The 22,271-nt window shown below is 54.4% G+C and carries 16 protein-coding genes; 10 read left to right on the forward strand and 6 right to left on the reverse strand.

Annotated elements, in window-relative coordinates; genetic code table 11:
- Nucleotides 1-98: 98 nt before the first annotated feature.
- Nucleotides 99-1,067, reverse strand: a complete 969-nt coding sequence (gene trxB, locus RT120_RS01750) for a thioredoxin-disulfide reductase (protein ID WP_312978658.1) — start codon at nt 1,065-1,067, stop codon at nt 99-101.
- Between the two features lie 621 nt (nt 1,068-1,688).
- Between trxB and lrp the strand changes: the two genes are divergently transcribed.
- The 5 genes from lrp (at nt 1,689) to serS (ending at nt 9,498) form a co-directional block, all read left to right on the forward strand.
- A complete protein-coding gene (gene lrp / locus RT120_RS01755) occupies nt 1,689-2,183 on the forward strand; it encodes a leucine-responsive transcriptional regulator Lrp (protein WP_000228469.1) in 495 nt (164 codons plus the stop codon).
- Between the two features lie 120 nt (nt 2,184-2,303).
- A complete protein-coding gene (locus tag RT120_RS01760; RefSeq protein WP_312978659.1) occupies nt 2,304-6,005 on the forward strand; it encodes a DNA translocase FtsK 4TM domain-containing protein in 3,702 nt (1,233 codons plus the stop codon).
- Between the two features lie 146 nt (nt 6,006-6,151).
- On the forward strand, nt 6,152-6,763 hold the full coding sequence (lolA, locus tag RT120_RS01765) for an outer membrane lipoprotein chaperone LolA (protein WP_312978661.1): 612 nt from the start codon (nt 6,152-6,154) through the stop codon (nt 6,761-6,763).
- An 8-nt stretch (nt 6,764-6,771) separates the two neighbouring features.
- Nucleotides 6,772-8,115: a replication-associated recombination protein RarA gene (gene rarA / locus RT120_RS01770; protein WP_312978663.1), complete on the forward strand. Its 1,344-nt coding sequence runs from the start codon at nt 6,772-6,774 to the stop codon at nt 8,113-8,115.
- A 90-nt stretch (nt 8,116-8,205) separates the two neighbouring features.
- Nucleotides 8,206-9,498: a serine--tRNA ligase gene (gene serS, locus RT120_RS01775; RefSeq protein WP_312978665.1), complete on the forward strand. Its 1,293-nt coding sequence runs from the start codon at nt 8,206-8,208 to the stop codon at nt 9,496-9,498.
- A gap of 50 nt (nt 9,499-9,548) precedes the next feature.
- Here the strand turns inward: serS and ycaC are convergent, their stop codons facing one another.
- A complete protein-coding gene (gene ycaC / locus RT120_RS01780) occupies nt 9,549-10,172 on the reverse strand; it encodes an isochorismate family cysteine hydrolase YcaC (RefSeq protein WP_312978667.1) in 624 nt (207 codons plus the stop codon).
- Between the two features lie 301 nt (nt 10,173-10,473).
- On the opposite strand from ycaC, the gene RT120_RS01785 reads away from it, so the two are divergent.
- A complete protein-coding gene (locus RT120_RS01785) occupies nt 10,474-11,622 on the forward strand; it encodes an MFS transporter (protein WP_312978669.1) in 1,149 nt (382 codons plus the stop codon).
- Nucleotides 11,623-11,674: 52 nt separating this feature from the next.
- Here RT120_RS01785 and pflA read toward each other — a convergent pair whose 3' ends face one another.
- The 4 genes from pflA to ycaO all read right to left on the reverse strand — a co-directional run bounded on the left by pflA (nt 11,675) and on the right by ycaO (nt 17,971).
- Nucleotides 11,675-12,415, reverse strand: coding sequence for a pyruvate formate lyase 1-activating protein (pflA, locus tag RT120_RS01790; protein WP_312978671.1), 741 nt, complete (start codon nt 12,413-12,415; stop codon nt 11,675-11,677).
- Between the two features lie 198 nt (nt 12,416-12,613).
- Nucleotides 12,614-14,896 (reverse strand): formate C-acetyltransferase, encoded by a 2,283-nt coding sequence (pflB, locus tag RT120_RS01795; RefSeq protein ID WP_312978673.1) that lies wholly within the window; start codon nt 14,894-14,896, stop codon nt 12,614-12,616.
- A 49-nt stretch (nt 14,897-14,945) separates the two neighbouring features.
- Nucleotides 14,946-15,803, reverse strand: a complete 858-nt coding sequence (gene focA, locus RT120_RS01800) for a formate transporter FocA (protein WP_312978675.1) — start codon at nt 15,801-15,803, stop codon at nt 14,946-14,948.
- Nucleotides 15,804-16,207: 404 nt separating this feature from the next.
- Nucleotides 16,208-17,971, reverse strand: coding sequence for a 30S ribosomal protein S12 methylthiotransferase accessory factor YcaO (gene ycaO, locus RT120_RS01805; RefSeq protein ID WP_312978677.1), 1,764 nt, complete (start codon nt 17,969-17,971; stop codon nt 16,208-16,210).
- Between the two features lie 138 nt (nt 17,972-18,109).
- Here ycaO and RT120_RS01810 point away from each other — a divergent pair, with 138 nt between their 5' ends.
- The 4 genes from RT120_RS01810 to cmk all read left to right on the forward strand — a co-directional run bounded on the left by RT120_RS01810 (nt 18,110) and on the right by cmk (nt 22,267).
- The gene (locus RT120_RS01810) at nt 18,110-18,802 is read left to right on the forward strand and encodes a DUF421 domain-containing protein (protein ID WP_312978679.1); all 693 of its coding nucleotides are present in this window, start codon (nt 18,110-18,112) and stop codon (nt 18,800-18,802) included.
- Between the two features lie 161 nt (nt 18,803-18,963).
- Nucleotides 18,964-20,049, forward strand: a complete 1,086-nt coding sequence (gene serC, locus RT120_RS01815; RefSeq protein WP_312978680.1) for a 3-phosphoserine/phosphohydroxythreonine transaminase — start codon at nt 18,964-18,966, stop codon at nt 20,047-20,049.
- Nucleotides 20,050-20,120: 71 nt separating this feature from the next.
- On the forward strand, nt 20,121-21,407 hold the full coding sequence (gene aroA, locus RT120_RS01820) for a 3-phosphoshikimate 1-carboxyvinyltransferase (protein WP_312978681.1): 1,287 nt from the start codon (nt 20,121-20,123) through the stop codon (nt 21,405-21,407).
- Nucleotides 21,408-21,580: 173 nt separating this feature from the next.
- Nucleotides 21,581-22,267: a (d)CMP kinase gene (cmk, locus tag RT120_RS01825; RefSeq protein ID WP_312978683.1), complete on the forward strand. Its 687-nt coding sequence runs from the start codon at nt 21,581-21,583 to the stop codon at nt 22,265-22,267.
- The last annotated feature ends 4 nt before the right edge of the window (nt 22,268-22,271 follow it).

Below are 22,271 nucleotides of genomic sequence, written 5' to 3' on the forward strand. Positions count from 1 at the left end.
GAAAGTCCAGTGAACTAAGGATGTGAAAGAGCGCAGCCATGTTACAACGACAAAAAAAGAAAGGCGACTTATTCAGTCGCCTTATTTAACTTACAGAATTATTTATTGTTTTCCGCCAGCCCGTCCAGGTAGCGTTCGGCATCCAGCGCCGCCATACAGCCGGTTCCGGCGGAGGTGATCGCCTGGCGATAGATGTGGTCCATCACATCGCCTGCGGCGAATACGCCCGGTACGCTGGTCTGCGTGGCGTTGCCATGAATACCAGACTGAACTTTGATGTAGCCGTTTTCCAGTTCCAGTTGGCCTTCGAAAATCCCGGTGTTTGGGCTGTGGCCGATGGCGACAAACAACCCGGCGACATCGATAGATTCCACGTTATCCGTGTTCAGGGTGTCGCGCAGGCGCACGCCGCTCACGCCCATCTGATCGCCCGTCACTTCTTCCAGCGTGCGGTTGGTGTGCAGCACGATATTGCCACTGGCGACTTTATCCATCAGGCGCTTGATCAGGATTTTCTCCGCACGGAAGCTATCGCGGCGGTGAATCAAATGGACTTCAGAGGCGATGTTCGCCAGGTACAGTGCTTCTTCCACTGCGGTGTTGCCGCCGCCGATGACCGCGACTTTTTGGTTACGGTAGAAGAACCCGTCGCAGGTGGCGCAGGCGGAAACGCCGCGGCCTTTATACGCTTCTTCAGACGGCAGGCCTAAATAGCGCGCCGATGCGCCGGTGGCGATGATCAGCGCATCGCAGGTGTACTCGCCGTTATCACCGAACAGACGGAACGGTTTGTTCTGTACATCAACTTTATTAATGTGATCGAACAGAATTTCGGTTTCGAATTTGGCGGCATGCTCGTGCATGCGTTCCATGAGCGCAGGGCCGGTCAGGTCGTGCGGGTCGCCAGGCCAGTTTTCCACTTCGGTAGTGGTGGTAAGCTGACCGCCTTTTTCCATACCGGTGATCAGTACCGGGTTCAGATTCGCGCGCGCTGCGTAGACCGCAGCGGTATACCCCGCAGGGCCGGAGCCTAAAATTAGCAGCTTACTGTGTTTAGCTGTGCCCATGAGGTCCTCATTGTAGTTGGCAAACAATGGGCAGGATTGTAGGGAATTTGCCGGGCTAATAAAAGAGTGCAGCGATTTTGTTAACGATATGTGTAATAGCCTAAAGCAATCTGGCGAAGGGCATTTACGCGGCGAAGTATTAGGGATTCGAATGAAATCCTGTCCGATATTAGGTGATAAAATGAGGAATAATCCCCACCCGTAATCAATATCTGGCACGTTCTACTAAAAATCGATGTTTTGCTTTGACAATCCCCTGCGCATTTGCGAAAACATTCGAGGAAGAAAAAAGCATTTGCGCGGGTAGACCCTTTTTACCTTTTTCAGCTTATGTATTTTACCGGGCAATTGAAATCTACGCATGGCGTGGACAGACGCCATGCGTGATGTCGATAGCTGCCTGACGGCAACGGGCTTCTCAATATATATACCCTAAATAATTCGCGTTGCAGGAAGGCGGCAAGTAAGAGAACGTCCAGGAGCTTACATCAGTAAGGGACTGGGATGAACGAGCGCAGCCAGCGCATCTGCAATGTGAAGTATGACGGGTAAAAGACCCTGGACAATGACGTTGAACGGGTAGTGGCAGGTGTAGGGAAGGAACAGAGAGAGACAATAATAATGGTAGATAGCAAGAAGCGCCCAGGCAAAGATCTCGACCGCATCGATCGTAACATTCTTAATGAGCTGCAAAAGGATGGGCGTATTTCCAACGTCGAGCTTTCTAAAAGAGTGGGACTTTCACCGACGCCTTGCCTCGAGCGTGTGCGTCGACTGGAACGTCAGGGTTTTATTCAGGGCTATACCGCTCTGTTGAACCCACACTATTTAGACGCATCACTGCTGGTTTTCGTTGAGATTACTCTGAATCGTGGCGCGCCAGATGTGTTTGAACAATTTAACGCCGCTGTGCAAAAACTTGAAGAAATTCAAGAGTGTCATCTGGTTTCAGGCGATTTCGACTACTTGTTGAAAACGCGTGTGCCAGATATGTCTGCGTACCGTAAATTGCTTGGTGAAACCTTGCTGCGTCTGCCGGGTGTGAACGACACCCGTACCTACGTGGTAATGGAAGAAGTGAAACAGAGCAATCGTCTGGTAATTAAGACTCGCTAATGCGGAACAGGTGCAAAGTCGCTGTAGTTTGATTACACTCCTGTTAATCCATACAGCAGCAGTGCCGGGGCGACCCGGCACTGCTGTCCGTTTTAGCTCTAAGAACCTGGAGAGCCTTTCTTGAGCCAGGAATACACTGAAGACAAAGATGTTACCCTGACAAAGCTGGATAGCGGTCGTCGACTCCTGGAAGCTTTGCTCATTGTTGTTGCCCTTTTTGCCGTCTGGTTGATGGCGGCGTTACTCAGTTTTAATCCTTCCGATCCCAGTTGGTCGCAAACGGCCTGGCATGAGCCTATCCATAATTTAGGCGGCGCGCCCGGAGCCTGGCTGGCTGATACCCTGTTCTTCATTTTCGGCATTATGGCCTATACGCTGCCCGTCATTATGATCGGCGGATGCTGGTTCGCCTGGCGTCATCGCGCTAATGAAGATTACATCGACTATTTTGCTGTCGCGCTGCGCCTGATCGGCGTAATGGCGCTGATCCTCACTTCCTGCGGGCTGGCGGCAATTAACGCCGACGATATCTGGTATTTCGCTTCCGGTGGGGTGCTGGGGAGCCTGTTAAGCACCGCCATGATGCCGTTGCTGAACAGCAGCGGCGGAACCATCGCGTTGCTGTGTGTCTGGGCCGCAGGGCTGACACTGTTTACCGGCTGGTCCTGGGTCGGCATCGCTGAAAAAATCGGCAGCGTGGTGTTAAGCGTATTAACCTTCGCCACCAACCGTACCCGCCGCGATAACACCTGGCAGGATGATGACGAATACGAAGACGACGAATATGAAGACGACAGTGAAGAGGTCGTCGCGAAAGACTCGCGTCGTGCGCGCATTCTGCGTGGGGCACTGGCACGCCGTAACCGTTTGGCCGAGAAATTCGCAAACCCGGTAGGCCGTAAAACCGACGAAGCGTTGTTCTCCGGCAAGCGTATGGATGAACCCGAAGACGTTCACTATCGCGCTGGCGGCGTTGAGCTTGACCCTGATGACGTGCTGTTCTCCGGGCAAACTGCGTTAGCCCCGGAAGAGGAAAACGATCCGCTATTAAGCGGTTATTCGGTCGTGCCGACGGCGGTTCCTGCTGCTGTCCAGCCTGTTGCACCAGTTGCGGCAACCACGCCGCAGCCCGTTCAATACACCGCTGCGCCGCAACCACAGGACCCTGTCGTTGAGTGGCAGCCTGCGCCGACCACGTTAACCCCGGAAGCGACCATAGCGCCTGCGCCGGAGCACTACGATCGTGCGCCGGTAACGCCGCCGGTGGATATGCACGCCCAGCCGGCTTATCAGCCTTATCCGCTGGAGCAAAACGCGCCTTATCAACCTGCCCAGGCATGGCCTGCTGAAGACGCGCCTTATATCGCGCCAGCAGTTGAAGCAGCGCCCGCCGTTGCGCCAGAAGAACCCCCCGCGCCGGAAGTGAAGCAAACCCGCCCGCCGCTGTATTACTTTGAAGAGGTGGAAGAAAAACGCGCCCGCGAGCGTGAGCAACTGGCGGCATGGTATCAACCGATCCCGGAACCGGCCCAGCCCGTCAATGAACTGAAACCGACTGTGGCCCCGGCCATGCCAGGGGATATAGCCACGCCGCCGGATATCACGCCGGTTGCGTCACAGGTCCAGGCGGCCACGCAGGCGGCTACCGCTGCGGCGGCCTTTACCCCGGTATTCAGCATTGCCAGCGACGCGCCGCGCGCTCAGGTGAAAGAGGGCATTGGCCCGCAATTGCCGCGCCCGAATCGCGTTCGCGTGCCCACGCGCCGCGAGCTGGCCTCATACGGTATCAAACTGCCTTCCCAGCGAATGGCGGAGCAGCAGGCGCGTCATGCGCAGCAACCGCTGAGTGAAGATGAAGCGGATGCACAGCAGCAGGATGAACTGGCCCGTCAGTTTATGGCGCAGCAACAACAGCGCTATCAGGAAGAAGACGGCCTGCCGCAGGAGCTGGATGATACCGACGATGAACAGACGGAACTGTCGCGTCAATTTGCCGCACAACAGCAGCAGCGCTATGCGGGTGAACAGCCGTCCGGGGCTATGCCTTTCTCTCTGGACGACTTCTCACCGATTAAAGCGCTGGTGGATGATGGCCCAAGCGAGCCGTTGTTTATGCCGAGCCCGGTGGTGGATGAGCCTCAGGTGGCGCAGCCGCAGCAGCCTGTACAACAACAGCATCCGGCTTACGCTACGCCAGCACAGCCGCAACAGCCCATGCAACAACAGCATCCGGCTTACGCCGCGCCAGCACAGCCGCAGCAGCCCATCGAGCCGCCGCGTGAGAGCCTGATCCATCCGTTATTAATGCGTAACGGCGACAGCCGTCCATTGCAAAGACCGTCAACGCCGTTACCGTCGCTTGATCTGTTAACGCCGCCGCCAGCCGAAGTTGAACCGGTCGATACCTTCGCGCTGGAGCAAATGGCGCGCCTGGTTGAAGCGCGCCTGGCGGATTTCCGTATCAAAGCTGACGTCGTGAACTACTCACCCGGCCCGGTGATCACCCGTTTCGAGCTGAACCTTGCGCCGGGCGTCAAGGCGGCGCGGATCTCTAACTTGTCCCGCGACCTGGCGCGTTCGCTCTCCACCGTGGCGGTGCGCGTGGTGGAAGTGATCCCCGGCAAGCCTTACGTGGGTCTGGAATTGCCGAACAAAAAGCGCCAGACGGTATATCTGCGTGAAGTGCTGGATAACGCCAAATTCCGTGACAACCCGTCGCCGCTGAGCGTGGTATTGGGCAAAGATATTGCGGGCGATGCGGTCGTGGCCGATTTGGCGAAAATGCCTCACCTGTTAGTGGCGGGTACTACCGGTTCCGGTAAATCCGTGGGGGTCAACGCCATGATCCTCAGCATGCTGTATAAAGCCACGCCGGAAGAAGTGCGCTTTATCATGATCGACCCAAAAATGCTGGAACTCTCGGTCTATGAAGGTATTCCGCATCTACTGACCGAAGTGGTCACCGATATGAAAGACGCGGCCAACGCTCTGCGCTGGAGCGTCAATGAGATGGAACGCCGCTACAAACTGATGTCGGCACTGGGCGTGCGTAATCTCGCCGGTTATAACGAGAAAATCCTCGAAGCCGAACGCATGGGCCGCCCGATCCCGGATCCCTACTGGAAACCGGGCGACAGCATGGACGCCACCCATCCGGTACTGGAAAAACTGCCGTACATCGTGGTGCTGGTAGACGAATTTGCCGACCTGATGATGACGGTAGGTAAAAAAGTAGAAGAGCTGATTGCCCGTCTGGCGCAAAAAGCCCGTGCAGCAGGTATTCACCTGGTGCTGGCGACTCAGCGTCCTTCGGTGGATGTGATTACCGGTCTGATTAAGGCCAACATCCCAACCCGTATCGCCTTTACCGTGTCGAGCAAAATCGACTCGCGCACCATTCTTGACCAGGGCGGCGCAGAATCGCTGTTGGGCATGGGTGATATGCTGTATTCCGGCCCGAACTCTACCAGCCCGGTGCGTGTTCACGGCGCGTTTGTGCGTGACCAGGAAGTGCATGCGGTGGTGCAGGACTGGAAAGCGCGCGGTCGTCCGCAATATGTTGACGGCATCACCTCTGACAGCGAAAGCGAAGGTGGCGGCAATGGACTGGACGCTGGCGAAGAGCTGGATCCGCTATTCGATCAGGCGGTGTCGTTCGTGGTAGAGAAACGCAAAGCCTCTATCTCCGGCGTACAGCGTCAGTTCCGCATCGGGTACAACCGTGCGGCACGCATCATCGAACAAATGGAAATGCAGGGCATCGTCAGCGAGCAGGGCCACAACGGCAACCGCGAAGTGCTGGCTCCGCCGCCGTTCGATTAACATCACCGGCACTTTACCGTTCTGCAAAGATCGGTAAAGTGCTGAAAATCAGCTTTTTCTTCTTTCGGGATCGCGGCTGCCAGCGCTACAGTTAACGACACCTGTTGCCCGTGTCGGGCCTGGCGCATGTTGAGGAATCATAAAAAATGAAAAAAATTGTAATGACCTGCGCGCTTGTTGCGGCGTTCGCCACCAGCTCGGTTTGGGCGGATGCAGCGAGCGATTTAAAAAGCCGTCTGGATAAAGTCGGCAGCTTCCACGCCAGCTTTACCCAAAAAGTGACCGACGGCAGCGGCGCTGCGGTTCAGGAAGGCCAGGGCGATCTGTGGGTTAAACGCCCGAACCTATTTAACTGGCATATGACCCAGCCGGATGAAAGTGTGCTGGTTTCCGATGGTAAAACGCTGTGGTTCTATAATCCTTTTGTTGAGCAGGCGAGCGCGACCTGGCTGAAAGACGCCACCGGTAATACACCGTTTATGCTGATCGCCCGTAACCAGGCCAGCGACTGGCAGCAGTACAATATCAAGCAAAGCGGCAATGATTTTATTCTGACGCCAAAAACCAGCGCGGGTAATCTGAAGCAGTTTACGATTAACGTTAGCCCGGATGGCACCATCCATCAGTTCAGCGCCGTGGAGCAAGACGATCAGCGCAGCAGCTATCAGCTGAAGTCCCAGCAGAACGGCGCGGTTGATATGAGCAAGTTTAGGTTCACACCGCCGCAGGGCGTTACCGTGGACGACCAACGTAAATAGAGGTGTGAGTGAGTAACCTGTCGCTCGACTTTTCTGATAACGCTTTTCAACCTCTGGCCGCGCGTATGCGGCCAGAAAATTTAGCGCAGTACATCGGGCAACAGCATCTGCTGGCTCCCGGCAAACCGCTGCCGCGCGCGATTGAAGCAGGTCACCTGCATTCAATGATCCTCTGGGGGCCGCCAGGCACCGGGAAAACGACCCTTGCCGAAGTGATTGGCCGCTACGCTAATGCGGATATTGAGCGCATTTCAGCGGTGACGTCAGGCGTGAAAGAGATCCGCGAAGCGATTGAACGTGCCCGGCAAAATCGCAACGCCGGACGGCGCACCATTCTGTTTGTCGATGAGGTGCACCGCTTCAATAAAAGCCAGCAGGACGCGTTTCTGCCGCATATTGAAGATGGCACCATTACTTTTATCGGCGCTACCACTGAAAACCCCTCGTTTGAACTGAATTCGGCGCTGTTATCGCGGGCCCGCGTTTACCTGTTGAAATCCCTGACGACAGAAGATATTGAGCAGGTTTTAGACCAGGCGATGAATGACGCGAAACGCGGTTACGGCGGCCAGGACATCATATTGCCGGACGATACGCGCCGGGCGATTGCCGAACTGGTCAACGGCGACGCCCGCCGTGCGCTTAATACGCTGGAGATGATGGCGGATATGGCGGAGCTGGATGATTCCGGCAAGCGGGTGCTGAAGGCGGAATTGCTCACCGAAATCGCAGGCGAACGCAGCGCGCGGTTTGATAACAAAGGCGATCGGTTTTATGACCTGATTTCCGCCTTGCATAAATCGGTACGCGGCTCGTCGCCGGATGCTGCGCTGTACTGGTATGCTCGGATCATTACCGCAGGCGGCGATCCGCTGTACGTGGCGCGCCGCTGTCTGGCGATTGCCTCTGAAGATGTCGGCAACGCCGATCCGCGCGCCATGCAGGTGGCGATTTCCGCCTGGGACTGTTTTACCCGCGTTGGCCCGGCGGAAGGGGAAAGGGCGATTGCCCAGGCGATCGTCTACCTGGCCTGCGCGCCGAAAAGTAATGCCGTCTATACCGCATTCAAAGCCGCGCTATCTGATGCGCGCGACCGCCCTGACTATGATGTTCCGGTTCATTTACGCAACGCCCCGACCAGGCTGATGAAAGACATGGGTTATGGAGAAGAGTACCGTTACGCTCACGATGAGCCCAATGCTTACGCCGCCGGAGAAGTCTATTTTCCGCCTGAAATGGCACAAACACGCTATTACCGGCCGACAAACAGAGGTCTTGAAGGGAAAATTGGCGAAAAGCTCGCCTGGCTTACTGAACAGGATCAGAAAAGCCCCACAAAACGCTACCGCTAATGCAGGCGTTGCGGTAAGGTTATCAGGACTATAGGTGGTCGCAGGCTGTGGCCACTTTCTCCCTTTCAATTCGATAAGCACAGGATAAGCATGCTCGATCCCAATCTGCTGCGTACCGAGCCAGACGCAGTCGCAGAAAAACTGGCACGCCGGGGCTTTAAGCTGGACGTAGATAAGCTGCGCGCTCTTGAAGAGCGTCGTAAAGTTTTGCAGGTCAACACGGAAAATCTGCAGGCTGAGCGTAACTCGCGATCGAAATCCATCGGCCAGGCCAAAGCGCGTGGGGAAGATATCGAGCCGCTACGCATGGAAGTGAATAAACTGGGTGAAGAGTTAGATGCGGCGAAAGCCGAACTGGAAACTTTGCTGAACGAAATTCGCGATATCGCACTGGCTATTCCCAACATCCCGGACGACAGCGTACCGGTGGGTAAAGACGAGCATGATAACGTTGAAGTCAGCCGCTGGGGTACGCCTCGCCAGTTCGATTTCGAGATCCGCGATCACGTCACCCTCGGTGAAATGCATGGCGGACTGGATTTTGCGAACGCGGTTAAACTGACCGGCTCACGCTTTGTCGTGATGAAAGGCCAGATCGCGCGTCTGCATCGCGCCCTGGCGCAATTTATGTTGGATCTCCATACCGAAGAGCACGGCTACAGCGAAAATTATGTGCCGTATCTGGTTAACCACGCCACCCTGTACGGAACCGGGCAGTTGCCGAAATTTGCCGGCGATCTGTTCCACACTCGTCCGCTGGAAGAAGAAGCGGACAGCAGCAACTATGCGCTGATCCCGACGGCGGAAGTGCCGTTGACCAACCTGGTGCGTGACGAGATCCTCGAAGAAGAATCGCTGCCGCTGCGCATGACCGCGCATACGCCGTGCTTCCGTTCAGAAGCGGGTTCTTACGGTCGCGATACCCGTGGTCTGATCCGTATGCACCAGTTCGATAAAGTCGAAATGGTTCAGATCGTGCGTCCGGAAGACTCTATGGATGCGCTGGAAGAGATGACCGGCCACGCCGAGAAAGTTCTCCAGTTGCTGGGTCTGCCGTACCGCAAAGTGCTGCTGTGCACTGGCGATATGGGCTTTGGCGCATGCAAAACCTACGATCTGGAAGTGTGGGTGCCGGCGCAGGATACTTACCGCGAAATCTCTTCCTGTTCTAACGTATGGGATTTCCAGGCTCGCCGTATGCAGGCGCGCTGCCGCACCAAAACCGACAAAAAACCGCGTTTGGTTCATACCCTGAACGGTTCAGGCCTGGCGGTTGGCCGTACCCTGGTGGCGGTAATGGAAAACTATCAGCAGGCAGATGGGCGTATCGCCATTCCTGACGTACTGAAGCCGTACATGAAAGGTCTGGAATTTATCGGTTAATCTCACCCAGCCTGATAAAAAGCGCCCTCAGGGCGCTTTTTTTATGCCGTTTATTTCCCTTTCAGGGAATCGTAACTGGTCATCAAATTGCGGTAATCAGGAATATGATTGGAAAACAGCGTCGCCAGGCCCTCCACATCGTTGCGCCAGTCGCGGTGCAATTCACAGGCGACGCCAAACCAGGTCATTAACTGCGCCCCCGCCTGAGACATTCGATCCCAGGCAGAAAGCCGGGTCAATTCGTTGAATGTTCCCGATGCGTCCGTCACCACAAATACATCAAATCCCTCTTCAATCGCCGATAGCGCCGGAAAGGCCACGCACACTTCTGTCACCACGCCGGCAATAATCAGCTGCTTTTTGCCGGTGGCCTTTACGGCGTTAACAAAGTCTTCGTTATCCCAGGCGTTGATATTTCCCGGACGGGCAATATAGGGCGCATCCGGAAACTGCGCTTTCAGTTCCGGCACCAGCGGGCCGTTAGGGCCGGTTTCAAAGCTGGTGGTCAGGATAGTCGGCAAATTAAAGTATCTCGCGAGATCGCCGAGTGCCAGAACGTTGTTTTTGAATTTATCGGGTTCGATATCCCGGACGAGGGAAAGCAATCCGGCCTGATGATCGACAAGCAAAACAGCCGCTTCATTTTTATCGAGACGAACGTAAGGTTTACTCATTTGCGGTTACCTTTGCAGGGTGGGATAAAAGCGCATCGTCACTAAGAATAGATTAAAAATCGCGCAGCCGGAGACGCTGCGGCTTCGATGAAATTTTTCGACTGAATTATCTTGTTATGGCTTTTAAAAAATCCATGAAAACAAGGCGATAACTCAAAAAGCGTTACAAGCATTGATAAGCTAAATGAATAACTTATATCGACATCGTTAAAAGCCCATTTTGCGCTTAACGAGCCGATTGACTTTGTTTTTGGCGGTGGCATGATGCGCGTGAATTTTGAACTTCCTCACGGTTTATTCCATGTCCACGTATACCCGGCCAGTGCTGCTTCTGCTCTGTGGCCTACTTTTGTTGACCCTGGCTATCGCGGTGCTTAACACCCTGGTGCCGCTTTGGCTCGCCCATGAAAGCCTTCCTACCTGGCAGGTTGGGGTCGTCAGTTCCGCCTATTTCACCGGTAATCTGGTGGGAACGTTACTGACCGGGAGCTTAATTAAGCGTTGGGGTTTTAACCGCAGCTATTATTTTGCATCTCTGCTATTTGCGACGGGCTGCGTTGGCCTGGGCCTGATGGTGGGCTTCTGGAGCTGGATGACCTGGCGGTTTATTGCTGGCGTCGGCTGCGCCATGATCTGGGTAGTAGTGGAAAGCGCGCTGATGTGCAGCGGCACCTCGCGCAACCGCGGTCGCCTGCTGGCGGCCTATATGATGATTTACTATGTCGGTACGGTTCTGGGCCAGATCCTGGTCAGCAAGCTTTCTACCGAGCTGATGGATGTGTTGCCGTGGGTGACTGGCTTAACGCTGGCGGCAATTTTACCGCTGCTGTTTACCCGCATCGTGAACCAGAACAGCGAGCATCAGGAAAATACCCCGGTGTGGTCGATGTTCAAGTTGCGTCAGGCGCGTCTGGGCGTTAACGGCTGTATCATTTCGGGGATCGTGCTCGGTTCGCTATATGGCCTGATGCCGCTATATCTCAACCATCAGGGCGTCAGTAACGCGGGGATTGGCTTCTGGATGGCGGTGATGGTTAGCGCCGGTATTGTCGGGCAGTGGCCGATTGGCCGTCTTGCCGACCGCTTTGGCCGGCTGCTGGTGCTGCGAGTGCAAGTATTTGTGGTGATCCTCGGCTGCCTGGCGATGCTGAGCAATGCGGCGATGGCACCTGCGCTGTTTATCCTCGGTGCGGCGGGTTTTACCGTCTATCCAGTGGCGATGGCCTGGGCCTGTGAAAAAGTCGAGCACCATCAACTGGTATCGATGAACCAGGCACTGTTATTGAGCTATACCATCGGTAGCCTGCTGGGCCCGACGCTGACCGCGATGCTGATGCAGAAGTATTCTGACAATCTGCTGTTTATCATGATCGCCAGCGTGTCGTTCGTTTATTTGCTGATGCTGTTGCGCAAAGCTGGCCAGCATCCGACCCCGGTGGTGCATGCCTGAAACTAAAAACCCCCGATTTGCGTCGGGGGTTTTTGGTTAACTGCGGCGGATGTTAGTACATCACTTTGTGACCGTACTGCTCCAGAATCCCTTTCACCCGCTCCATGGTCTCTTTTTTCGGTGGTTTCACGCCATCCAGCTTGTACTCTTCGCCCATCGCCACCCATTTGTGTTTGCCCAATTCATGATAAGGCAGTAATTCGATTTTCTCGATATTGCCCATCTCGCGGGTAAACTCGCCGAGGCGATGCGCAGAGTCATCATCGTCTGACCAGCCCGGCACCACTACATAGCGAATCCAGGTTTTAATCCCTTTATTGGCGATGTAGCGGGCGAATTCCAGGGTGCGATGGTTGGAAACACCCACCAGGTTCTGATGGATTTCGTCGTTCATTTGCTTCAGGTCCAGCATCACCAGATCGGTGACTTCCAGCAATTCATCCACCACCGGGTCATAACGGCGCACAAAGCCGTTGGTGTCCAGGCAGGTATGGATACCTTCTTTATGACAGGCGCGGAACCAGTCGCGCACGAATTCGGCTTGCAGCATGGCTTCGCCGCCGGATGCGGTCACACCGCCGCCGGACGCGTTCATAAAGTGTCGATAGGTAACGACCTCTTTCATCAGCTCGTCGACGGTGATTTCTTTACCGCCGTGGGTATCCCAGGTATCGCGGTTATGGCAATACAGGCAGCGCATCAGGCAGCCCTGGAAGAAGGTAATGAAGCGGATGCCCGGGCCGTCAACGGTCCCGCAGGATTCAAAGGAGTGTATGCGACCAATAACTGACATTGCGGTGTTTTCTCCAGATGTGGCCCATCCGGGGCCTGTGTGCGCACAACTCATAAAGGTTGTGTCGAGTCTGTTTTGGCAGTCATCCATCTTAGTATAGATAGCTGGCAAAGCAGGCTGTGGGGCGGGGCAGTAACTGATAAAAAGGCCCCACGGATGTGGAGCCTTTATTGTACGCTTATTCAGCCAGACAGTGAATTACATGGTCTGAGTGAAGGTACGGGTAATAACGTCCTGCTGCTGTTCTTTAGTCAGGGAGTTAAAACGTACCGCATAACCAGAAACGCGGATGGTCAGCTGCGGATATTTTTCCGGGTTTTCCATCGCATCAAGCAGCATTTCACGGTTCATCACGTTCACGTTCAGGTGCTGACCGCCTTCGATGGACGCTTCGTGGTGGAAGTAACCATCCATCAGACCGGCCAGGTTGGTTTTACGCACTTCGTCGTCTTTACCCAGTGCATTCGGAACGATAGAGAAGGTGTAAGAGATACCATCTTTAGCGTAAGCGAACGGCAGTTTAGCAACGGAAGTCAGAGAGGCAACTGCACCTTTCTGGTCACGACCGTGCATCGGGTTAGCACCCGGTCCAAACGGAGCGCCAGCGCGACGGCCATCCGGGGTGTTACCGGTTTTCTTACCATAAACCACGTTAGAGGTGATGGTCAGAACAGACTGGGTCGGGATAGCGTTGCGGTAAGTAGTCAGTTTCTGGATTTTCTTCATGAAACGTTCTACCAGGTCAACCGCCAGGTCATCCACGCGAGCGTCGTTGTTACCGAACTGCGGGTATTCGCCTTCGATTTCGAAGTCAACAGCCAGGCCGTCTTCGTCGCGAATCGGTTTAACTTTCGCGTACTTGATTGCAGACAGGGAGTCAGCGGCGACGGACAGACCGGCGATACCACACGCCATAGTGCGGATAACGTCACGGTCATGCAGCGCCATCAGAGAGGCTTCGTAGCTGTACTTGTCGTGCATGTAGTGGATGATGTTCAGCGCGGTCACGTACTGCTTAGCCAGCCAGTCCATGAAGTGATCCATGCGATCCATGACTTCGTCGAATTTCAGCACGTCTGCTTTGATTGGCTCAGATTTCGGACCAACCTGCATTTTCAGTTTTTCGTCCACGCCGCCGTTGATGGCATACAGCATGGTTTTCGCGAGGTTTGCACGTGCGCCGAAGAACTGCATTTGCTTACCAACAACCATCGGGCTTACGCAGCAAGCGATCGCGTAGTCGTCGTTGTTGAAGTCAGGACGCATCAGATCATCGTTCTCGTACTGCAGAGAAGAGGTATCGATGGAGACTTTCGCAGCGAATTTTTTGAAATTCAGCGGCAGTTTTTCAGACCACAGAATCGTGATGTTCGGCTCCGGAGACGGGCCCATAGTGTACAGGGTGTTCAGGAAACGGAAGCTGGTTTTGGAAACCAGAGTTCGGCCGTCAACGCCCATACCGCCGATGGATTCGGTTGCCCAGATCGGGTCGCCAGAAAACAGCTCATCGTATTCCGGGGTACGCAGGAAGCGCACCATACGCAGTTTCATCACCAGGTGGTCGATCATTTCCTGCGCTTCGGCTTCAGTGATTTTGCCTGCTTTCAGGTCGCGTTCGATGAACACGTCCAGGAAAGTAGACACACGACCGAAGGACATTGCCGCGCCGTTCTGGGATTTCACTGCAGCCAGGTAGCCGAAGTAAGTCCACTGTACCGCTTCTTGCGCGTTGGTCGCCGGGCCAGAGATATCGCAGCCATATTTCGCTGCCATTTCTTTGATTTGACCCAGAGCGCGGTGCTGTTCAGCGATTTCTTCACGTAGACGGATAGTCGCTTCCAGGTTTACGCCGTTTTCCAGATCGGATTGCAGAGACAGGAACTGCGCGTATTTGTCTTTCAGCAGGAAGTCGATACCGTACAGTGCAACGCGACGGTAGTCACCGATGATACGACCACGGCCATAGGCATCCGGCAGACCGGTCAGCACGCCAGATTTACGGCAGTTCAGGATGTCTTTAGTGTAGACATCGAACACGCCCTGGTTGTGGGTTTTACGGTATTCGGTGAAGATTTTTTTCAGAGCCGGGTCCAGCTCGCGGTCATACGCTTTGCAGGAACCTTCAACCATTTTGATGCCACCAAACGGGATAATCGCACGTTTCAGCGGAGCATCAGTTTGCAGGCCAACGATTTTCTCCAGGCTCTTGTTGATGTAGCCAGCGTCATGAGAGGTGATGGTAGAAGCCAGGTCGGTATCGAAATCAACTGGCGCGTGAGTGCGGTTTTCCAGTTTGATGCCTTCCATAACTTTGTCCCACAGGGAAGTGGTCGCTTCCGTGGCGTCAGCCAGGAAGGATTCGTCACCTTCATACGGGGTATAGTTTTTCTGGATGAAGTCACGGACGTTAACTTCATTCTGCCAGTCACCTTTGGCAAAACCTTCCCAGGCTGTGGCTAACTTTTCATTAAGTTCAGACATTTAACACCTACCTTCTTAAGTGGATTTTTTCTTTCTGCCCGAGCCGACCTTAGTGGTGGTCGTCGCCGCGCAGATAAATGACCCAGTACGTCAACCCAACTAACAAACCACCACCGATGATATTGCCGATCGTAACCGGAATCAGATTATCAATGATGAAGTTCATCACAGTCAGATGAGAAAAATTGTCCGGTGAGGAACCGATAGCGGTCCAGAATTCCGGGCTGGCGAAGTTACGAATCACAATACCAAACGGGATCATGAACATATTTGCGATACTGTGCTCAAACCCGCTGGCGACGAACATGCCAACAGGGAGGATCATGATGAACGCTTTGTCGAACAGGCTACGGCCAGAGTAGCTCATCCATACCGCAAGGCACACCATCAGGTTCGCCAGAATACCGAGCGCGACGGCCTCGATAAAAGTATGGTGGAGTTTATGGTCAGCGGTTTGTAAAACATTTAAACCCCAGCCGCCATTTGCGACCATATGCTCGCCCGCCAGCCACATCAGCAGTACAAACAATAACGCGCCTATCAGGTTGCCGATATAGACATTCAGCCAGTTACACGCCAGTTGGCCCCAGGTGATCCTGCCGCTCGCTTTAGCGACCACAATCAGCACCGTAGAGGTGAACAGGTCCGCGCCGCAAATCACGCATAGAATAAGGCCTAAAGAGAAGCACATCCCGCCGATGAGTTTTGCGATGCCGTAAGGCATGGTCGCAGTACCGGTGGTGGCAGTAATGTAGAAAACAAACGCGATGGAGATAAAGACGCCCGCAGTGATCGCCAGATAAAAGGTCTTCAGCGGTTGTTTCGTTGCTTTATAGACACCCGCTTCTTCGGCAACTTTTGCCATGGCAGCGGGAAGTAATAAATCGAAAGGGTTGTCAGCTTTCACACTAACTCTCTCTATATTTAATCGGCGACGAGATACTAACAAAGCATTATACAGCAAAATTTGATATCGATCATATCTCGCCGGAGTTGTAGACCTGCAAAACGTGGTGTTATTGCAAATTTTTGCGTTAACCTTATGAAAATAAAGCTAAAAATAATTTTTAAAGTTTATTATTTAAGTTGAATGACACCGCTCCGCCTCATAGCCAACAGTTAATTAATATGGAGTATTTATTAAAATAAGTAACACTAAAAGCCAGTAATGACTTTGAATGTTCACTCATATTTAACTTTAAAATTACATTTGAAATAATTAACGCCAAAATAAAAAAAAGGGGCAATTAAATCGCCCCGTAATATAGCTGAGGTATGCACAATCGCATACGTTTTTTGAGTGACTTCAGGTTAAGACACTTTCCAGAAAGCCGCTTTGGCGCGCTGTAGTTTCTCATACGCGGCCAGCAGCGCCTGATGCGCCGGGAAGGCTTTCAGGTCGGCATCCACCGCTTGCAGGCCGTAGAACGGTGCTTCGCCGCTCAACGCCGCGCTGGCGCTTTCTACCGCTTCGGCGCCGTACATACGCACAAACGCATTGAGGTACTGCAACGGCTGGCGGTCTTCTTCCTGCGCCAGCAGCAGCAGGGTTTGCAGGCAGCGGTAGTAGTTAGCGCGTTCAGCGTTAAATACCGACCCGTTGAACTCCATGGTCCATTCGGTCCAGATCAGCGCCTGTTCCAGATCGCCGCCCGCCAGCGCCAGCATCGCTTTCAGCTCGCCGATGCGCAAGGTGTACCAGCCGTTGTCTTTGCCGGTCGCCAGTCCCAGAAGCTCGCGCACGCGGGTGAAGTCGTCATGGCCTTCTTCGTCCAGTTGAGCGATCAGGTTGAGGTAATCCTCTTTTTCCCACGTGCTGCCCGGCAGTGCCAGAATGGTTTCGCGCAGATGAGCGCCCATGCTGTTATTGGCGAGCCACAGATCTTCTGCCGGATAGATATCGGACATGCCCGGCACGATAATGCGGCAGGCGTAAACGCTCAGATGCTCGTAGTCAGCGATATACACGTCTTTATCTTCAGATTTGAAGATGGCCATTAAGGTGGCGAACTCTTCTTCGGTGGTGCCGGCAAAGCTCCAGTCGACGAACGGGTAATCGGCATCCTGTTTGAACATATCCCATGAGATCAGGCCGCTGGAATCGATAAAGTGGGTTTCCAGGTTAGCGTGTTCCGCCACTTCTTCATCATCGAAAGTCGGCGGGGTAAACACGTCCAGATCCTTCAGGCCGCGGCCCTGCAACAGCTCGGTTACAGTACGCTCCAGCGCCACGCCGAAATCCGGGTGCGCGCCAAACGAGGCAAAACAGGTGCCGTTTGCCGGGTTAAACAGCACCACGCAGATCACCGGGTATTTGCCGCCCAGCGAGCCGTCATAGGCAAAGATCGGGAAACCTTCGGCTTCGAGTTTAGCAATGGCTTCCACCACGCCCGGATAGCGCGCCAGAACCTCCTGCGGGATCTCCGGCAGGCTGATGCTTTCGGCAATAATGCGGTTTTTGATATGACGCTCAAACACTTCAGACAAGCCCTGCACGCGCGCTTCGTTAGCGGTGTTACCTGCGGACATACCGTTGGAGACATACAGGTTGCCGATGATGTTCATCGGGATATACACGGTCTGCTGGTCAGACTGACGGGTGAACGGCAGCGCGCAAACACCGCGCGACGCGTTGCCGGATTGCAGATCAATCAGCATGCTGGCGGTGAGTTCATTGTCCGGATCGTAAAAGGCGCGCAGGCGATCGTCCAGAATGCCTTCTGGCAGTTCGTCGTCTTCCGGGATCGGGAACCATTTCTCGTTGGGATAGTGAACGAACGGACCGTTAGCGAGGGTGTCACCCAGCCAGAAATCGGCGAAGAAATAGTTGGTGGACAGACGTTCAAAATATTCGCCCAGCGCGGAGGCCAGCGCGGCTTTTTTGGTGGCGCCTTTCCCGTTGGTGAAGCATAGCGCGGAGTCTTTATCGCGAATATGCACTGACCAGACGTTCGGGACGGGGTTTAACCAGGAGGCTTCTTCAATATTAAAGCCGAGGTCGGTGAGCTGTTGCTGAAAGCGAGCGATGGAATCTTCCAGCGCAGCATCTTTACCGGGAATGAAGGTTTGAGTCATGAGAGTCACTTTTATCGTACGCAAAGCGCGCAATGATACGGGTTTTGTGTTGCGGGTGCCATCTTCCCGCCGTAGCGGGCAAAAATAATTGTTCGCGCTATGCTTACTTTCAGCAAGGTACTGTAAAGGCCAATAAAAATGAAAGCATTTGATTTGCAACGGATGGCTTTTGACAAGGTCCCCTTTGAATTCCTCGGCGAAGTCGCGCTGCGCAGCTTATACACCTTTGTGCTGGTGTTTATTTTCCTGAAACTCACCGGGCGGCGCGGCGTGCGCCAGATGTCGCTGTTTGAAGTGCTGATCATCCTGACGCTGGGTTCTGCTGCGGGTGACGTGGCGTTTTATGACGACGTGCCGATGATCCCGGTGCTGGTGGTGTTTATTTCGCTCGGCGCGCTTTACCGGCTGGTGATGTGGCTGATGGCGCGCAGCGAGAAACTGGAAGATCTGCTCGAAGGCAAGCCGATGATTGTGGTGAAAGAGGGCGAGCTCGCCTGGGACAATCTTCGCAAAGAGAACATGACCGAGTTTGAATACTTTATGGAACTGCGGCTTAGCGGCGTGGAACAGCTCGGACAGGTGAAATTAGCCATACAGGAAACCAACGGGCAGTTGAGCGTTTATTTTTACGCGGATGAGAATGTCAGGCCCGGATTGCCCATTCTGCCGGACTCCCATAAACCAGCGTTTAAAATCATGCCTGACGCGGGAGACTACGCCTGCACGCGCTGTAGCGAAGTGATCGCGATGAAAGCCGGAGATAAATTAATGTGTCCGCGCTGCGCGCATAACCAGTGGGTTAAAGCCAGCCGCGCCTGCCGCGTCACCTGAACAGTGTAAATTTCGGTGTTCTGCTTCCCGCCTGGCATAATCTGCCGTGTGATAAAGCGCACGTTTTGCCCCCGGCGGGGATTAGCCATTGCAGCCGTACTCGCTGAGTGATAAAACCGATAGCCACAGGAAAAACTTATTGTTATGCGTGGTGAGGGGAAATGACTCAGGTCTACAATTTTAGTTCGGGTCCGGCGATGTTACCGGCAGATGTAATGCTTTTGGCACAGCAGGAATTACGCGACTGGCAGGGATTGGGTACATCGGTAATGGAAGTCAGCCATCGCGGCAAACCGTTTATCGCGGTCGCAGAAGAGGCGGAAAAAGATTTTCGCGATCTGCTGAATATCCCCTCTAATTATAAAGTTTTATTCTGCCACGGCGGCGGACGCGGACAGTTTTCTGCCATCCCGCTCAACCTGCTGGGCAATAAAACTACCGCCGATTATGTGGACGGCGGCTACTGGGCAGCCAGCGCGGTAAAAGAAGCGCATAAATACCTTAAGCCGAACGTCATCGATGCCAAAATTACCGTCGACGGTAAACGCGCCATCAAGCCGATGAACGAATGGCAGCTTTCTGAAGACGCCGCTTACCTGCACTATTGCCCGAATGAAACCATCGACGGTATCGCCATTAATGAAACGCCGGACTTCGGCGACGCCATCGTAACCGCTGATTTCTCCTCCACCATTCTTTCCCATCCGATTGATATTTCCCGTTACGGCGTAATTTATGCCGGTGCGCAGAAAAACATCGGCCCGGCAGGGTTAACGATTGTTATCGTGCGTGAAGACCTGCTGGGTAAAGCGCACTCCGTCTGCCCGTCGATCATCGACTACACCGTGCTGAGCGAAAACGATTCGATGTTCAACACGCCGCCGACATTCGCCTGGTATCTCTCCGGCCTGGTGTTTAAATGGCTGAAGCAGCAGGGCGGCGTGGACGTCATGGACCGCATCAACCAGCAAAAATCGGATCTGCTGTACGGCGTTATCGACAACAGCGATTTCTACCGTAATGACGTGGCCCGCGCCAACCGCTCGCGCATGAACGTGCCGTTCCAACTGGCTGACAGCAACCTCGATAAGCTGTTCCTCGACGAGTCATTTAAAGCCGGTCTGCATGCGCTGAAAGGGCACCGCGTGGTCGGCGGGATGCGCGCCTCTATCTATAACGCGATGCCGCTGGAAGGCGTAAAAGCGCTGACCGATTTTATGATTGATTTTGAGCGTCGCCACGGTTAATCCTCGTTATTGTTTTTCTTCCCCGCAGCCTGTCTGCGGGGCTTTTATTACCTCGATCGAGAATTTTTTGCATGCAGGAATCCCTGACTTTACAGCCCATCGCGCACGTTGAGGGCACCATCAACCTTCCCGGCTCGAAGAGCGTTTCCAACCGCGCATTACTGCTTGCTGCCTTAGCCAAAGGCAAAACGGTGCTGACCAACCTGCTGGACAGCGATGACGTCCGTCATATGCTGAACGCCCTGAAAGCGCTGGGCGTTGAATATGTACTGTCCGATGACCGTCGCCGTTGCGAAGTCACCGGGCTGGGCGGCGCGTTCCAGGCAAAAGGCGAGCTGGAGCTGTTTTTAGGGAATGCCGGCACCGCCATGCGCCCGCTGGCGGCGGCGTTGTGCCTGGGGCACAACGACATCGTGCTCACCGGCGAGCCGCGAATGAAAGAGCGTCCTATTGGCCATCTGGTGGATGCACTGCGCCAGGGCGGCGCGCAGATAGATTATTTGGAACAGGAACATTATCCTCCGCTGCGCCTGCGCGGCGGTTTTAGCGGCGGCAACGTCGAGGTTGATGGTAGCGTTTCCAGCCAATTTTTGACGGCGCTGCTGATGACCGCACCGCTGGCGGAGCAGGACACGGTTATCACCATCAAAGGCGATCTGGTGTCCAAACCCTATATCGACATTACCCTGCATTTGATGAAAACCTTCGGCGTGGACGTTGAAAACGGCGATTACCAGCGCTTTGTGATCCGCGGCGGGCAACGCTATCAGGCGCCGGGTGAGTATCTGGTGGAAGGCGACGCGTCGTCAGCGTCCTATTTCCTGGCGGCGGCGGCGATCAAGGGCGGTACGATTAAAGTGACCGGCATTGGCCGCAACAGCGTCCAGGGCGATATCCGTTTTGCTGACGTGCTGGAGAAAATGGGCGCGCAAATTACCTGGGGCGACGATTTTATCGCCTGCACCCGTGGCGATCTCAACGCTATCGACATGGACATGAACCATATCCCCGATGCCGCCATGACTATCGCCACTACTGCGCTGTTCGCTAAAGGCACTACGACGTTGCGCAATATCTATAACTGGCGAGTCAAAGAAACCGACCGCTTGGCGGCAATGGCGACAGAGCTGCGTAAAGTGGGCGCGACGGTGGAAGAGGGCCATGATTTCATCACGGTCACGCCGCCGGAGCAGTTACGCTTTGCGGATATCGGCACCTATAACGATCACCGTATGGCGATGTGTTTCTCATTAGTGGCGCTATCAGATACGCCGGTGACCATTCTCGATCCGAAATGCACCGCCAAAACCTTCCCGGATTATTTTGAGCAGCTGGCGCGCCTGAGCACGCAGGCGTAAGCTTTCATCCCGCCTCTACGGGCTGGCACTGCGCCAGCCCGCTATACTTGAGCAATTCCTCTACATTCAGATTCATAAACCAAATCATACGTAAGCTTTAGTAACGCTCTGAGTGATTGGCGCGTATAATGCGCGGCGTTTATGACATGTATGCCTGGCTTAAGGAGAATAGGATGACGGCAGCAGCCCCCGTGATTACCGTTGATGGGCCGAGCGGCGCAGGTAAAGGCACGCTATGTAAAGCCCTGGCTGAAGCATTGCAATGGCATTTGCTGGATTCAGGCGCTATCTACCGTGTCCTTGCGCTGGCGGCTCTGCATCACCATGTTGATGTGGCTTCTGAAGAAGCGCTGGTGCCCCTGGCGGCGCATCTCGACGTGCGTTTTGTGGCGACCAATGAAGAGCTGGAAGTGATCCTCGAAGGCGAAGACGTCAGCGGCGAAATCCGTACCCAGGATGTGGCCAACGCCGCCTCGCAGGTCGCGGCTTTCCCTCGCGTCCGTGAAGCTTTGCTGCGTCGTCAACGGGCGTTTCGCGAAGCGCCGGGTCTGATCGCCGACGGGCGTGATATGGGCACCGTGGTATTCCCTGATGCGCCAGTGAAAATTTTCCTTGACGCCTCCTCTGAAGAGCGCGCCCAACGCCGCATGCTACAGTTGCAGGAGAAGGGCTTTAGTGTTAACTTTGAACGCCTTTTGGCCGAGATCAAAGAACGTGACGATCGCGATCGAAACCGTTCCGTAGCGCCGCTTGTCCCCGCTGCCGATGCTTTAGTTCTGGATTCCACGAGTTTAAGCATTGAGCAAGTGATTGAAAAAGCGCTACAATATGCGCGCCAAAAACTGGCTCTCGCTGATTAAGCGA

This window comes from Atlantibacter sp. (assembly GCF_032062175.1).
Classification (GTDB): Bacteria; Pseudomonadota; Gammaproteobacteria; order Enterobacterales; family Enterobacteriaceae; genus Atlantibacter.